13 protein-coding genes are annotated in these 14,894 nt (G+C 71.2%); all 13 read left to right on the plus strand.

From position 1 onward, the window contains the following. Window positions 1-175 precede the first annotated feature (175 nt). On the plus strand, window positions 176-1,987 hold the full coding sequence (locus ACZ4D5_RS28320) for a DUF5941 domain-containing protein (protein WP_467775351.1): 1,812 nt from the start codon (window positions 176-178) through the stop codon (window positions 1,985-1,987). Beyond that, on the plus strand, window positions 1,984-2,736 hold the full coding sequence (locus tag ACZ4D5_RS28325; protein ID WP_467775239.1) for a phosphocholine cytidylyltransferase family protein: 753 nt from the start codon (window positions 1,984-1,986) through the stop codon (window positions 2,734-2,736). Before ACZ4D5_RS28320 ends, ACZ4D5_RS28325 begins: the two co-directional genes overlap by 4 nt. After that, window positions 2,724-3,791: an iron-containing alcohol dehydrogenase family protein gene (locus tag ACZ4D5_RS28330; RefSeq protein ID WP_467775240.1), complete on the plus strand. Its 1,068-nt coding sequence runs from the start codon at window positions 2,724-2,726 to the stop codon at window positions 3,789-3,791. Before ACZ4D5_RS28325 ends, ACZ4D5_RS28330 begins: the two co-directional genes overlap by 13 nt. Next, the gene (locus tag ACZ4D5_RS28335) at window positions 3,769-4,548 is read left to right on the plus strand and encodes a CDP-alcohol phosphatidyltransferase family protein (RefSeq protein WP_467775241.1); all 780 of its coding nucleotides are present in this window, start codon (window positions 3,769-3,771) and stop codon (window positions 4,546-4,548) included. Before ACZ4D5_RS28330 ends, ACZ4D5_RS28335 begins: the two co-directional genes overlap by 23 nt. A 44-nt stretch (window positions 4,549-4,592) precedes the next feature. Continuing rightward, complete coding sequence (locus ACZ4D5_RS28340) at window positions 4,593-5,438, plus strand: glycosyltransferase family 2 protein (protein WP_467775352.1); 846 nt, start codon at window positions 4,593-4,595, stop codon at window positions 5,436-5,438. A gap of 95 nt (window positions 5,439-5,533) precedes the next feature. Then, complete coding sequence (locus tag ACZ4D5_RS28345) at window positions 5,534-6,475, plus strand: ABC transporter permease (protein WP_467775242.1); 942 nt, start codon at window positions 5,534-5,536, stop codon at window positions 6,473-6,475. Continuing rightward, window positions 6,468-7,274 carry an ABC transporter ATP-binding protein gene (locus tag ACZ4D5_RS28350; protein WP_467775243.1) on the plus strand — a complete coding sequence of 269 codons (807 nt, stop codon included), beginning with the start codon at window positions 6,468-6,470 and terminating at the stop codon, window positions 7,272-7,274. The genes ACZ4D5_RS28345 and ACZ4D5_RS28350 overlap by 8 nt, the downstream gene beginning before the upstream one ends. A 347-nt stretch (window positions 7,275-7,621) precedes the next feature. Further along, the gene (hpnC, locus tag ACZ4D5_RS28355) at window positions 7,622-8,521 is read left to right on the plus strand and encodes a squalene synthase HpnC (protein WP_467775244.1); all 900 of its coding nucleotides are present in this window, start codon (window positions 7,622-7,624) and stop codon (window positions 8,519-8,521) included. Beyond that, complete coding sequence (gene hpnD / locus ACZ4D5_RS28360) at window positions 8,518-9,468, plus strand: presqualene diphosphate synthase HpnD (RefSeq protein ID WP_467775245.1); 951 nt, start codon at window positions 8,518-8,520, stop codon at window positions 9,466-9,468. The genes hpnC and hpnD overlap by 4 nt, the downstream gene beginning before the upstream one ends. Window positions 9,469-9,592: 124 nt before the next feature. Next, window positions 9,593-11,002, plus strand: coding sequence for a hydroxysqualene dehydroxylase HpnE (hpnE, locus tag ACZ4D5_RS28365; protein ID WP_467775353.1), 1,410 nt, complete (start codon window positions 9,593-9,595; stop codon window positions 11,000-11,002). Then, complete coding sequence (locus ACZ4D5_RS28370; RefSeq protein ID WP_467775246.1) at window positions 10,999-12,144, plus strand: polyprenyl synthetase family protein; 1,146 nt, start codon at window positions 10,999-11,001, stop codon at window positions 12,142-12,144. Before hpnE ends, ACZ4D5_RS28370 begins: the two co-directional genes overlap by 4 nt. 104 nt (window positions 12,145-12,248) lie before the next feature. Beyond that, window positions 12,249-14,237 carry a squalene--hopene cyclase gene (shc, locus tag ACZ4D5_RS28375; RefSeq protein ID WP_467775247.1) on the plus strand — a complete coding sequence of 663 codons (1,989 nt, stop codon included), beginning with the start codon at window positions 12,249-12,251 and terminating at the stop codon, window positions 14,235-14,237. Continuing rightward, the gene (locus ACZ4D5_RS28380) at window positions 14,237-14,890 is read left to right on the plus strand and encodes a phosphorylase family protein (RefSeq protein ID WP_467775248.1); all 654 of its coding nucleotides are present in this window, start codon (window positions 14,237-14,239) and stop codon (window positions 14,888-14,890) included. The genes shc and ACZ4D5_RS28380 overlap by 1 nt, the downstream gene beginning before the upstream one ends. The last annotated feature ends 4 nt before the right edge of the window (window positions 14,891-14,894 follow it).

A 14,894-nucleotide genomic window follows, 5' to 3' on the forward strand; every position in this document is an offset into this window, starting at 1 on the left:
CAAGGCCCAGGCCCTCGCAGGCCGCCCTTATCGGGGCGTGAACGGGTGATGAACGCCCGCTTCCCATCATCCGATAGCCTCTGCCGACGTGCCGCCCGGCCGCTGTGGGCCATGGGCGTCCCCCTTACGCATGTGCCCGGCGCGAGCCGCGCCGGGACTCAAGGAGTGAGTTCGTCTGTCGACCGCCATCCTCACCGGTCAGCCGGTCCCCGGGTCGCCGCTCGAAGGCGATCTGCGGTCCCTCGGCTTCGACGTGCGGGTCGCCTCCGACGCGGCGGACGTCGAGACGCTGCTCGCCGCCGTGCCCGGCGACCAAAGGGTCGCGGTCGTCGACGCGCGCTTCGTCGGCCACGTCCACGCCCTGCGCCTCGGTCTCACCGACCCCCGCTTCCCCGCGTCCGCCGTGACCGGCGCCGTCACCGCACAGCCCCAGGTCCGCAAGGAGCTGACCCGCGCCCTGCGCGCGATGGCCACCGCCGCGGGCGGCGTCGTGACGCTCGACGCGCTGCCGGACGACATCGCCGCGGCCATGGAGTCCGCGGCCACGGACGTGCACCGCCCCGAGCTCGGCACCCTCGTCGCCACCGTGCCCACCGATCCGCAGGCGCGGAACGAGGCGCGGCAGGCCGTCGCCGCCGTCGACGACGAAGCCGTGCGGCTGCGTACGGCGGTCAAGTCGCGGGACGGCTTCTTCACCACGTACTGCATCTCCCCGTACTCCCGCTACATCGCCCGCTGGTGCGCCCGCCGGGGACTGACCCCGAACCAGGTCACCACCGCCTCGCTGCTCACCGCCCTGATCGCGGCGGGCTGCGCGGCGACCGGCACGCGCGGCGGCTTCGTCGCGGCAGGCCTGCTGCTGCTCTTCTCCTTCGTCCTGGACTGCACGGACGGACAGCTCGCCCGCTACTCCCTGCAGTACTCGACGCTCGGCGCCTGGCTGGACGCGACGTTCGACCGCGCCAAGGAGTACGCGTACTACGCGGGCCTCGCGCTCGGCGCCGCCCGCGGCGGCGACGACGTGTGGGCCCTTGCCCTCGGCGCGATGATCCTGCAGACCTGCCGGCACGTCGTGGACTTCTCCTTCAACGAGGCAAACGCAGACAGCGTCGCCGCCACCGCCAACACCAGCCCCACCGCGGCCCTTTCGGACAAGCTCGACAGCGTCGGGTGGACGGTCTGGGCGCGCCGGATGATAGTGCTGCCGATCGGCGAGCGCTGGGCGATGATCGCCGTGCTCACCGCGCTCACCACCCCGCGCGTCACCCTGGTCGTCCTGCTCGTCGGCTGCGCGCTCGCCGCCTGCTACACCACGGCGGGCCGCGTCCTGCGCTCGCTGACCCGCAAGGCGACCCGCACCGACCGCGCCGCGCGGGCCCTCGGCGACCTCGCCGACAACGGCCCGCTGGCCTCCGCGTTCGCCGCCCTCGGCCGTCGCCCCTGGCTGCGCCCCGCGCCGGTCATCGCCTTCGCGGGCGGCGCCGCGGTCGTCGGCACGGCACTGGCCAACTCCTACGGCAGCCCTGTCGTCGTGGTGGCCGCGGTGGCGTACGTCATCCTGTCGGGCCTCGCTCTGGGGACCCCTCTCAAGGCCCCCCTCGACTGGCTGGTCCCGCCGTTCTTCCGCGCCGCCGAGTACGGCACGGTCCTGGTACTGGCGGCCAAAGCCGATGTGAACGGAGCGCTTCCCGCGGCTTTCGGGCTCGTGGCCGCGGTCGCCTACCATCACTACGACACGGTGTACCGCATCAAGGGCGGCACCGGCGCACCCCCGCGCTGGCTGGTGCGGGCGATCGGCGGCCAGGAGGGCAGGACCCTCGTGGTCGCGCTGGCCGCGGCCCTGCTGCCCACCACAGATTTCACCGTCGCGCTCACGGCGCTCGCCGTGGCCGTGGCACTCGTGGTGCTCGTCGAGAGCATCCGCTTCTGGGTGACCGCCCACAAACTCGGTGCACCCGCCGTACACGATGAAGGAGAACCCGCATGATCGGCCTCGTCCTGGCCGCCGGCGCCGGCCGGCGTCTGCGCCCCTACACCGAAACGCTGCCGAAGGCGCTGGTGCCCGTCGTGGGCGAGGGAACCGAGAACGAGCTGGCCGTCCTCGACCTCACCCTGAAGAACTTCGCCGAGATCGGTCTGACCGAGGTCGCGATCATCGTCGGCTACCGCAAGGAGGCGGTCTACGACCGCAAGGCGGCGCTGGAGGAGAAGTACGGCCTCAAGCTCACGCTGATCGACAACGACAAGGCCGAGGAGTGGAACAACGCCTACTCCCTGTGGTGCGGCCGTGACGCGATCAAGCACTCGGTGATCCTCGCCAACGGCGACACCGTGCACCCGGTCTCCGTCGAGAAGACGCTGCTCGCCGCCCGCGGCGACGGCAAGAAGATCATCCTCGCCCTCGACACGGTGAAGAACCTCGCCGACGAGGAGATGAAGGTCATCGTGGACCCCGAGAAGGGCGTCCAGAAGATCACCAAGCTCATGGACCCGGCCACGGCCACCGGTGAGTACATCGGCGTCACCCTCATCGAGGGCGAGGCGGCCGACGAGCTCGCCGACGCGCTGAAGACCACCTTCGAGCGCGACCCCGACCTCTACTACGAGGACGGCTACCAGGAGCTCGTCAACCGCGGCTTCAAGATCGACGTGGCGCCGATCGGCGACGTCAAGTGGGTCGAGATCGACAACCACGACGACCTCGCCAAGGGCCGGGAGATCGCGTGCCAGTACTGACGAGGCTCATCCCCTCGCCGGTCGTCGTCGACATTCGGCCGGGGGCGATCGACGACCTGGCCGATGTCCTCGCCGACCAGCGGATCTGCTCGTCGACCGGCAAGCTCGCCATCGCCATCAGCGGTGGCTCCGGCGCGGTGCTCCGTGAGCGGCTCTCGCCCTCGCTGAGCGGCGCGGAGTGGTTCGAGGTCGGTGGCGGCACGCTGGACGACGCCATCAAGCTCGCCGACGCCATCAAGAAGTCGGGCCGCTACGACGCGATCGTGGGCCTCGGCGGCGGCAAGATCATCGACTGCGCCAAGTTCGCCGCGGCGCGCGTCGGCCTGCCGCTGGTCGCCGTCGCGACGAACCTGTCGCACGACGGCCTCTGCTCGCCGGTCGCGACCCTCGACAACGACGCGGGCCGCGGCTCGTACGGCGTGCCGAACCCCATCGCGGTCGTCATCGACCTCGATGTGATCCGTGAGGCGCCCGTCCGCTTCGTCCGCTCCGGCATCGGCGACGCCCTGTCCAACATCTCCGCGATCCGGGACTGGGAGCTCGCCGCCCGCGAGCGCGGCGAGGACATCGACGGCCTCGCGGCCGCCATGGCGCGCCAGGCCGGCGAGGCCGTGCTGCGCCACCCCGGCGGCGTCGGCGACGACGGTTTCCTGCAGGTCCTCGCCGAAGGCCTGGTCCTCACCGGCATCGCGATGTCCGTGTCGGGCGACTCCCGCCCGGCGTCCGGCGCCTGCCACGAGATCAACCACGCCTTCGACCTCCTCTACCCCAAGCGCGCGGCCAGCCACGGCGAGCAGTGCGGCCTGGGGGCGGCCTTCGCGATGCACCTGCGCGGTGCCCGCGAGGAGTCGGCGTTCATGGCCCAGGTCCTGCGCCGCCACGGCCTGCCCGTGCTGCCCGAGGAGATCGGCTTCACCGTGGACGAGTTCGTGAAGGTCGTGGAGTTCGCTCCGCAGACCCGCCCGGGCCGCTACACGATCCTCGAACACCTCGACCTGTCCACCGACCAGATCAGGGACGCATACGCCGACTATGCAAAAACCATCGGTAGCTGAGCTCCGCCCGGTCGTCCACCCCCCGGGGGTGAAGGACCGGCGGAGCGGCGAGCACTGGGCCGGCCGGCTCTACATGCGCGAGGTCTCCCTGCGCGTCGACCGGCACCTGGTGAACACGCGGGTCACGCCCAACCAGCTGACCTACGTGATGACCGTCGCCGGCGCCCTCGCCGCCCCGGCCCTGCTGGTGCCGGGCATCACCGGTGCCGTGCTCGGGGTGCTCGCGGTCCAGCTCTACCTGCTGCTCGACTGCGTCGACGGCGAGATCGCGCGCTGGAAGAAGCAGTACTCGATGGCCGGCGTCTACCTCGACCGGGTCGCCGCCTACCTGTGCGACGCCGCGGTCCTGGTCGGCTTCGGCCTGCGCGCCGCCGACCTGTGGGGCAGCGGGCGCATCGACTGGCTGTGGGCCTTCCTCGGCACCCTGGCCGCCCTCGGCGCGATCCTGATCAAGGCCGAGACGGACCTCGTCGGCGTCGCCCGCCACCAGACGGGCAAGGAGCCGGTCAAGGAGTCGGCGTCCGAGCCGCGCTCGTCCGGCATGGCGCTGGCCCGCAAGGCGGCCGCGGCGCTGAAGTTCCACCGCCTCATCCTCGGTGTCGAGGCGTCCCTGCTGATCCTGGTCCTCGCGATCGTGGACCAGGCACGGGGCGACCTGTTCTTCTCGCGTCTCGGCGTCGCGGTGCTCGCGGGCATCGCGCTCCTGCAGACCCTGCTCCACCTCGTGTCCATCCTCGTATCGAGCAGGTTGAAGTGAACACCCCGGCAGACAAGCTGAAGGTCGGCGCCGTCATCATCACGATGGGCAACCGGCCGCAGGAGCTGCGAGCCCTCCTCGACTCGGTCGCCAAGCAGGACGGCGACCCGGTCGAGGTGGTCGTGGTCGGCAACGGCGCCCCCGTGCCGGACGTCCCCTCCGGCGTACGCACCGTCGAGCTGCCCGAGAACCTCGGCATCCCCGGCGGCCGCAACGTCGGCATCGAGGCGTTCGGCCCTGGCGGCACCGACGTCGACATCCTGCTCTTCCTGGACGACGACGGCCTCCTCGCGAACATGGACACGGCCCAGCTGTGCCGTGAGGCCTTCGCCGCCGATCCCGAACTCGGCATCATCAGCTTCCGCATCGCGGACCCGGAGACGGGGGAGACCCAGCGGCGCCACGTGCCCCGCCTGCGCGCCTCCGACCCGATGCGCTCCTCGCGCGTGACCACGTTCCTCGGCGGCGCCAACGCCGTCCGTACGAAGGTCATCGCCGAGGTGGGCGGACTCCCGGACGAGTTCTTCTACGCCCATGAGGAGACCGACCTCGCCTGGCGCGCGCTGAACGCGGGCTGGATGATCGACTACCGCTCCGACATGGTGCTGTTCCACCCGACGACCGCGCCGTCGCGGCACGCGGTCTACCACCGCATGGTGGCCCGCAACCGCGTCTGGCTCGCCCGCCGCAACCTCCCCGCGCCGCTCGTCCCCGTCTACCTCGGGGTCTGGCTGCTCCTCACCCTCGCCCGGCGCCCCTCGGGCCCCGCCCTCAAGGCCTGGTTCGGCGGCTTCAAGGAGGGCTGGACCACGCCCTGCGGACCGCGCAAGCCCATGAAGTGGCGTACGGTGTGGCGGCTGACCCGACTGGGCCGACCTCCTGTCATCTGACAAGCTCGGGTCTGAGAGCATCTGGGCCATACCCCGGTCCCTGGCCCACGCCTACGCCCGACCGGCTGCGCATCTGAAGACGAAAGTTTCCACTCGTGAGTGAGACAACGCATGACGGCGGGGTCGCCGTGACAGCATCCCTGTCGACTCCGCCGCCCGATGACGGGCTCTCCCGGGCCGACCTCGCCGCCAAGTACGGTCTGACCGTCAGCGGCGCACGGCCCGGACTCGTCGAGTACGTCCGCCAGCTCTGGGGACGGCGCCACTTCATCCTCGCCTTCTCGCAGGCGAAGCTGACCGCCCAGTACAGCCAGGCCAAGCTCGGCCAGCTGTGGCAGGTGGCGACGCCGCTCCTGAACGCGCTCGTCTACTTCCTGATCTTCGGCCTGATCCTGGGCGCCGACCGCGGCATGGGGAAGGACGTGTACATCCCCTTCCTGGTGACCGGCGTGTTCGTCTTCACCTTCACGCAGTCCTCGGTGATGGCGGGCGTCCGCGCGATCTCGGGCAACCTCGGCCTCGTGCGCGCGCTGCACTTCCCGCGCGCCTCGCTGCCGATCTCGTTCTCGCTGCAGCAGCTCCAGCAGCTGCTGTTCTCGATGATCGTGCTGTTCCTCATCACGATCGGCTTCGGCAGCTATCCGACGCTGAAGTGGCTGCTGATCGTCCCGATCCTGGCGCTGCAGTTCCTGTTCAACACCGGCCTGGCGATGATCATGGCGCGGCTGGGCAGCAAGACCCCGGACCTCGCGCAGCTGATGCCGTTCGTGATGCGTACGTGGATGTACGCGTCCGGCGTGATGTTCTCCATCCCGATCATGCTCAAGGACAGGCCGAGCTGGGTGGCCGACATCCTGCAGTGGAACCCGGCGGCCATCTACATGGACATGATGCGGTGGGCGCTGATCGACGGCTATGGCTGGGAGAGGAATCTGCCGCCGCACGCCGTGGAAGTGGCCGTCGGCTGGGCCCTCCTCGTCGCCGTCGGCGGGTTCGTGTACTTCTGGAAGGCTGAGGAGCGGTACGGCCGTGGCTGACGACAAGACCACCCTCGACAAGGCCGACGACGTCGCCAAGGCGCACATCCCCACCGTCATCGCCGACGAGCTGCACATCGTCTACCGCGTCAACGGCGCGAAGACGGGCAAGGGCAGCGCCACCTCCGCGCTGAGCCGCATCCTCCGGCGCGGCGAGGAGCGCGGCGTGCGCAAGGTGCACGCCGTGCGCGGGGTCAGCTTCACCGCCTACCGGGGCGAGGCCATCGGCCTGATCGGCTCGAACGGCTCGGGCAAGTCCACCCTGCTGCGGGCCATCGCGGGCCTGCTCCCCGCGGAGAAGGGCAAGGTCTACACCGACGGCCAGCCCTCGCTGCTCGGGGTGAACGCGGCCCTGATGAACGACCTCACCGGCGAGCGCAACGTCATTCTCGGCGGGCTCGCCATGGGCATGTCCCGCGAGCAGATCAAGGCGCGCTACCAGGAGATCGTCGACTTCTCCGGCATCAACGAGAAGGGCGACTTCATCACCCTGCCGATGCGCACCTACTCCTCGGGCATGGCGGCCCGCCTGCGCTTCTCCATCGCGGCCGCCAAGGACCACGACGTCCTCATGATCGACGAGGCCCTGGCCACCGGCGACCGCAAGTTCCAGAAGCGCTCCGAGGCCCGCATCCGCGAGCTCCGCAAGGAGGCGGGCACGGTCTTCCTGGTCAGCCACAACAACAAGTCGATCCGCGACACCTGCGACCGCGTGCTGTGGCTGGAGCGCGGAGAGCTGCGCATGGACGGACCGACCGACGAGGTCATCAAGGAGTACGAGAAGTTCACGGGCAAGTAGCCCGATCGAGCCATCGGGCCGCCACCCGTTCGGCAGCAGGGCCCCGCCGGGGAGAACCCGGCGGGGCCCTGTCGTGTCCTGGGGTCCCCGCTGCCCCGTCCGCCTCTCAACTCACCCTCGCCCAGGGAAGATTGACGCCAATCGGTGCGTTGTTGTGATGTGCGGAACACCCCGACGATGCGCCATGGGTTGTACAACGTAAGCTGTACCGGTGCTGATTCGCGGCAAGTGGGGCGATATCGCGCGGCGCCCCGGCCCGGAGCGTGGTCCGCGTCGCGGAGAGCCGGGCGGCGTGTCCGAAATAGGATGTATTGGGTCGGCAGTGTAGAACGGGAGATGTGACGGCAATGGCTACGGATGATCTCCAGCTCCGCGATGCATCCGCCGTCCTCGACAAGGCCGCGGACGAGAACTTTCCCGTGGCGCCCTTCTTTCTGCCCCGGGCCTGGCGCGAGGACCTCATGGCCGTGTACGGCGTCGTCCGCCTCATCGACGACATCGGCGACGGTGATCTCGCCCCCGGAGCCGCCCACGCCCGCTATCTCGGGGTGGACGGGGCGGCCGCCACGGATCCGCTGAGGCTGCTGGACGCGGTCGAGGCGGACCTGCGCAGGGTCTTCGACGGTGCCGGCGCCGGTCATCCGCTGCTGCGGGCGCTGCGCCCGGTCGCCGAGCGCGGGAGCGTGACGGCGGAGCCCTTTCTGGCCCTGATCGCGGCCAACCGCCAGGACCAGCTCGTCTCGCGCTACGAGACCTACGACGACCTCGTCGCCTACTGCGCGCTCTCCGCGAACCCCATCGGCCGCCTCGTACTCGCCATCACCGGCACCCAGACCCCCGAGCGCATCCGCAGGTCGGACGCCGTCTGCACCGGTCTGCAGATCGTCGAGCACCTCCAGGACGTCGCCGAGGACCTGCGGCGCGACCGCATCTACCTGCCCGCCGAGGACATGAAGCGATTCCACGTGAGCGAGTCCGATCTCGCCCGGCCCACGGCGGGCGCTTCGGTGCGCGCTCTGGTCGCATACGAAACAGAACGCGCCCGCGGCCTCCTGAATGAAGGCACCCCCCTGGTGGGTAGCGTCCACGGCAGGCTGAAGCTGCTGCTGGCGGGGTTCGTGGCAGGGGGGAGGGCGGCGGTCCAGGCGATCGTCGCTGCCGGATACGACGTGCTTCCTGGACCACCCAAGCCCACCAAGCCCCGATTGCTGCGTGAAGCAGGGGCGGTTCTGCGAGGAGAGGGGTGAGCCGGACCGTGGAGACAGTTCCGCACGTGTCCGCGCCGGTGCTCGCCGCGTACAGCTACTGCGAGGCAGTGACCGGACAGCAGGCGCGCAATTTCGCGTACGGCATCAGGCTGTTGCCGACGCCGAAGCGGCGTGCCATGTCCGCGCTCTACGCGCTCTCGCGGCGGGTGGACGACATCGGCGACGGCGCGCTCGCGCCGGACGTCAAGGCGGACCGGCTCGACGACACCCGGGCGCTGCTCGCCCGGATCAGCGCGGGCGAGGTGGAGGAGGACGACACCGACCCGGTGGCGGTCGCCCTCGCGCACGCCGCCGCGCACTTCCCCATCCCGATGAGCGGCCTCGACGAACTCATCGACGGGGTCCTGATGGACGTACGCGGCGAGACCTACGAGACGTGGGAGGACCTGAAGGTCTACTGCCGCTGTGTGGCCGGGGCGATCGGGCGGCTCTCACTCGGCGTGTTCGGCACGGAGCGGGGGGCGCTCCACGCCGACCGCGCGCCGGAGTACGCGGACACGCTCGGTCTGGCGCTCCAACTCACCAATATTCTCAGGGACGTTCGCGAGGACGCGGAGGGCGGGCGGACCTATCTGCCCGCCGAGGACCTCGCCAAGTTCGGCTGTTCCGCCGGGTTTTCGGGCTCCGAGCCGCCCGCCGGGTCGGACTTCGCGGGCCTCGTCCACTTCGAAGTGCGCCGCGCTCGTGCCCTGTTCGCCGAGGGTTATCGCCTGCTGCCGATGCTGGACCGGCGCAGTGGTGCCTGTGTGGCGGCCATGGCAGGCATCTACCGCCGCCTCCTGGACCGCATCGAGCGGGAGCCGGAGGCGGTCCTGCGTGGCCGCGTCTCGCTGCCCGGTCGCGAGAAGGCGTACGTCGCCGTGCGCGGCCTGTCCGGCCTCGACGCGCGGAACGTGTCACGACAGACCATCAGGAGGCGTGTGTGATGCGCATCCAGGGTGATCGTGGGGCGGCTGGGACAACCTTCGCAAAGCGGCGGGCAACCCTCCGCTCTATGGTCGCGTCACAGACTGCAACGGCCGAAGGGGAGGGTGCATGAAGAGCGAGGACATGCGGCCCGAGGGGCTGATCGCGGATACCGAAGGCCGCCCTGGTGGGGCGGCCGCCGTAGTGGTCGGCGGGGGGCTCGCCGGCATCACCGCCGCGCTCTCGCTCGCCGACGCGGGGCTGCGCGTGACACTGCTCGAAGGGCGGCCGCGCCTTGGCGGGCTCGCGTTCTCCTTCCGGCGCGGCGAGCTGACCGTCGACAACGGCCAGCACGTCTATCTGCGCTGCTGCACCGCGTACCGGTGGTTCCTCGACCGCATCGAGGGCGCGCACCTGGCACCCCTGCAGGAACGTCTCGACGTGCCCGTGCTCGACGCCGACCGGAACCGGCTGGGACGGCTGCGGCGCACCGCGCTGCCCGTGCCGCTGCATCTGGCGGCGAGCCTTGCCACGTATCCGCATCTGTCGGTCGCCGAGCGCGCCAAGGTGGGGCGCGCGGCGCTCGCCCTCAAGGGGCTCGACCCGGCCGATCCCGTGCTCGACGGCCAGGACTTCGGCAGCTGGCTGGCCGGGCACGGCCAGTCGGCGCGCGCCGTCGAGGCCCTCTGGGACCTCGTGGGCGTGGCCACCCTCAACGCCGTCGCGGGAGATGCCTCGCTGGGGCTCGCCGCGATGGTGTTCAAGACCGGGCTGCTCTCGGACCCGGGCGCCGCCGACATCGGCTGGTCCCGGGTGCCCCTCGGTGATCTGCACGACACGCTGGCCCGCAAGGCGCTCGACTCCGCGGGAGTCCGTACGGAACTGAAGACACGCGTCACCTCCATCTCCCGTACGGACAACGGCGGTTGGCGCGTGGAGGTTCCCGGCGAGTCCATCGAGGCCGACACCGTCGTGCTCGCCGTGCCGCAGCACGAGACGCACGATCTGCTCCCGGACGGCGCCCTGGACCGGCCCGACCGGCTGCTCGACATCGACGACGCGCCGATCCTCAACATCCACGTCGTGTACGACAGGAAGGTCCTCAAGCGGCCCTTCTTCGCCGCGCTCGGCACGCCGGTCCAGTGGGTCTTCGACCGCACCGAGGCCTCCGGCCTCGCCGAGGGCCAGTACCTCGCGCTGTCGCAGTCGGCCGCACAGGACGAGATCGACGCGCCCGTGGCCGCGCTGCGAGAGCGCTATCTGCCCGAGCTGGAGCGGCTGTTGCCCGCCGCGCACGGTGCCGGGGTGCGGGACTTCTTCGTCACCCGCGAGCGCACCGCCACCTTCGCGCCCACCCCCGGTGTCGGCAGGCTCAGGCCCGGCGCCCGCACCAAGGCCCGCGGGCTGTACCTCGCGGGCGCGTGGACCGCCACCGGGTGGCCCGCGACCATGGAGAGCGCCGTGCGCAGCGGCATCAGCGCGGCCGAAGCCGCCCTCTCCACCCTCGATCGCCCCCGTGATCACCTCTTCGCATTCGAGGAGGCGGCGGCGTGAAGCTGGATCTTCTGGGGGCAGGTCCCCAGGAACTTCGCACCGGAACAAGCACCGGAACAAGAGGAGAAACTGTGCCGACTGTGCCCCCGGCCGAAAAAACGGCTGCCGACACGGTGGACGTGGCCTCACTGCTCGAGCGCGGAAGGACCCTGGCCACCCCGGTGCTGCGGGCCGCTGTGGACCGCCTCGCGCCGCCCATGGACACCGTCGCCGCCTACCACTTCGGCTGGATCGACGCCGCCGGCAACCCCGCCGACGGCGACGGCGGCAAGGCCGTGCGCCCCGCGCTCGCGCTGCTCTCGGCGGAGGCCGCGGGCGCGGCGCCCGAGGTCGGCGTGCCCGGCGCGGTGGCCGTCGAGCTCGTGCACAACTTCTCGCTGCTGCACGACGATCTGATGGACGGCGACGAGCAGCGCCGCCACCGCGACACCGTGTGGAAGGTGCACGGCCCCGCGCAGGCCATCCTCGTCGGCGACGCCCTCTTCGCGCTCGCCAACGAAGTCCTCCTGGAGCTCGGCACCGTCGAGGCGGGCCGCGCCACGCGCCGCCTGACCACCGCCACGCGCGCGCTGATCGACGGCCAGGCGCAGGACATCTCGTACGAGCACCGCGAGCGGGTCACCGTCGAGGAGTGCCTGGAGATGGAGGGCAACAAGACGGGTGCCCTGCTCGCCTGCGCGGTCTCCATCGGCGCCGTGCTCGGCGGCGCGGACGACCGCACCGCCGACGTCCTGGAGAAGTACGGCTACCACCTCGGCCTCGCCTTCCAGGCCGTGGACGACCTGCTTGGCATCTGGGGCGACCCGGAGGCCACCGGCAAGCAGACCTGGAGCGACCTTCGCCAGCGCAAGAAGTCGCTGCCGGTCGTCGCCGCTCTCGCCGCGGGCGGCCCCGCGTCCGAGCGGCTCGGCGAGCTGCTCGCCGCCGACGCCAAGAGCAGTGACTTCGAGAACTTCTCCGAGGAGGAGTTCGCCGCGCGCGCCGCCCTGATCGAAGAGGCCGGCGGGCGCGAGTGGACCGCCGAGGAGGCCCGGCGCCAGCACACCATCGCCATCGAGGCGCTGGACACCGTCCAGATGCCGGACCGGGTACGGGCGCAGCTCGTCGCGCTCGCCGACTTCGTCGTTGTACGAAAGAGATGATCACTATCGCGCGGATATGACTCGCAGTCGCCGGCCGGCGCTTCGCGTCGGCCGACGGCGGACCCACAGCAGACGTAGCCACTGCACTGCACGAAGGGGAAGCCATGACAGCGACGACCGACGGAAGCACCGGAGCGGCCACGCCCCGCGCAGCCTCGGCCAGCAAGACCATCGAGACGACCGCCGCGGCGGCAGGCACACGCGACGCCGCCGCGCGCGCCATACAACGTTCCACAGAGTTCCTGCTCTCCCGACAGGACGCCCAGGGCTGGTGGAAGGGCGACCTCGAGACCAACGTGACCATGGACGCCGAGGACCTCCTCCTGCGGCAGTTCCTCGGGATCAGGGACGAGGAGACCACGCACGCCGCCGCCCTCTTCATCCGCGGCGAGCAGCGCGACGACGGCACCTGGGCCACCTTCTACGGCGGGCCCGGCGAACTCTCCACCACCATCGAGGCGTACGTCGCGCTGCGCCTGGCCGGGGACGGGCCCGACGCGCCGCACATGGCGAAGGCCTCCGCGTGGATCCGTGACCAGGGCGGCATCGCCGCGAGCCGGGTCTTCACGCGCATCTGGCTGGCCCTCTTCGGCTGGTGGAAGTGGGACGACCTGCCCGAACTCCCGCCGGAGCTCATCTACTTCCCCAAGTGGTTCCCGCTCAACATCTACGACTTCGGCTGCTGGGCGCGGCAGACCATCGTGCCGCTCACGATCGTCTCCGCCAAGCGCCCGGTGCGCCCCGCGCCCTTCGCCCTGGACGAGCTGCACGCCGACGCGCGCAACCCGCGCCCCGCCAAACCCCTTGCCCCCGTGGCCAGTTGGGACGGCCTCTTCCAGCGGCTCGACAAGGCGTTGCACCTCTACCACAAGGTCGCGCCGCGCCCGGTGCGCAAGGCCGCCATGAACAGCGCCGCGCGTTGGATCATCGAGCGGCAGGAGAACGACGGCTGCTGGGGCGGGATCCAGCCGCCCGCCGTGTACTCCGTCATCGCGCTGCACCTGCTCGGCTACGACCTCGACCACCCGGTCCTCAGGGCCGGGCTCGCATCCCTCGACCGGTTCGCCGTGTGGCGCGAGGACGGCGCCCGGATGATCGAGGCCTGCCAGTCGCCCGTGTGGGACACCTGTCTGGCCACCATCGCGCTCGCGGACGCCGGACTGCCCGCGGACCACCCGCAGTTGGTCAAGGCCGCCGACTGGATGCTCGGCGAGCAGATCGTGCGGCCCGGCGACTGGTCGGTGCGCAGACCCCGACTGGCGCCCGGCGGCTGGGCGTTCGAGTTCCACAACGACAACTACCCCGACATCGACGACACCGCCGAGGTCGCGCTCGCGCTGCGCCGGGTCAAGCACCCGGACAAGGCGCGCCTGGAGAACGCCATCGAGCGCGGGGTGCGCTGGAACCTCGGCATGCAGTCGAAGAACGGCGCATGGGGCGCCTTCGACGTCGACAACACCAGCGCCTTCCCCAACCGCCTGCCGTTCTGCGACTTCGGCGAGGTCATCGACCCGCCGTCCGCCGACGTCACCGGTCACGTGGTGGAGATGCTCGCCGTCGAGGGCAGGTCCCACGACCCGCGCACCCGGCGCGGCATCGAGTGGCTCCTCGCCGAACAGGAGGAGAACGGCGCCTGGTTCGGGCGCTGGGGCGTCAACTACATCTACGGCACGGGGTCGGTGGTGCCCGCCCTGATCACGGCCGGGATGCCCGCCTCGCACCCCGCGATCCGCCGCGCCGTCGCCTGGGTGGAGTCGGTGCAGAACGACGACGGCGGATGGGGCGAGGACCTGCGCTCCTACCGCGACCGGGGCTGGGTCGGCCACGGCACCTCGTCCGCCTCGCAGACCGCCTGGGCGCTGCTCGCGCTGCTCTCGGCCGGGGAGCGCGAGGCCAAGTCCGTGGAGCGGGGCATCGCCTGGCTCGCCGAGACGCAGCGCGAGGACGGCTCCTGGGACGAGCCGTACTTCACCGGCACCGGCTTCCCGTGGGACTTCTCCATCAACTACCACCTGTACCGGCAGGTGTTCCCCCTCACCGCTCTCGGCAGGTACGTCAACGGAGAGCCCTTCGCGGGCGGCAAGGGGAGCTGATGGACCGCACCCCGGCCCCCCGGCCGGGTCCCGCGCCGCTGCTGATCGCCTGCGCGCTCGGCATCGAGCACTTCGCCCTGCGCACCGGGGACCGCAGCGGCGCGCCGGGAGCCATGACCGTGCTGCGCACCGGCATGGGCCCGCGGAACGCCGAGCGCGCCGTCAGCGGGGCGCTCGGCAAGGAGCCCCTGCGCGACGCGGCCGTCCTGGCCACCGGCTTCTGCGCCGGACTCGCCCCCGGTATGCACCCCGGCGACCTCGTCGTCGCCGAGGAGACCAGGGACGCGCGCGGCAGCACCCCCTGCACGGGAACCGGTCTGCTGGTCAAGGAGCTGGTGCGGGCCGTGCCCGGACGCACCGTGCACACCGGACCGCTCACCGGCTCCGACCACGTCGTCCGCGGCCATGAGCGCGGCGACCTCCTGGCCACCGGCGCGATCGCCGTGGACATGGAGTCCGCCGCGACGCTGCACAGCGCCGTACGCGCCGGAGCGCGGCCCGTTGCGGCCGTCCGGGTGGTCGTGGACGCCCCACAGCACGAACTCGTCCGCATCGGCACGGTGCGCGGTGGAATATCAGCTTTCCGCGTCCTGCGTGCCGTGCTCCCCGCTTTCTTCGAATGGCACCGTTCTTCTTTGCTCCCCCGGAGGTGAGCCA

The organism is Streptomyces sp. NPDC025651, from assembly GCF_055558735.1.

Coding starts and splice junctions, on each gene's coding strand:
- ACZ4D5_RS28325 (WP_467775239.1), top strand. CDS start 1,984: ATGATCGGCCTCGTCCTGGCCGCCGGCGCCGGCCGGCGTCTGCGCCCC.
- ACZ4D5_RS28335 (WP_467775241.1), top strand. CDS start 3,769: ATGCAAAAACCATCGGTAGCTGAGCTCCGCCCGGTCGTCCACCCCCCG.
- ACZ4D5_RS28340 (WP_467775352.1), top strand. CDS start 4,593: ATGGGCAACCGGCCGCAGGAGCTGCGAGCCCTCCTCGACTCGGTCGCC.
- hpnC (WP_467775244.1), top strand. CDS start 7,622: ATGGCTACGGATGATCTCCAGCTCCGCGATGCATCCGCCGTCCTCGAC.
- hpnE (WP_467775353.1), top strand. CDS start 9,593: ATGCGGCCCGAGGGGCTGATCGCGGATACCGAAGGCCGCCCTGGTGGG.
- shc (WP_467775247.1), top strand. CDS start 12,249: ATGACAGCGACGACCGACGGAAGCACCGGAGCGGCCACGCCCCGCGCA.
- ACZ4D5_RS28380 (WP_467775248.1), top strand. CDS start 14,237: ATGGACCGCACCCCGGCCCCCCGGCCGGGTCCCGCGCCGCTGCTGATC.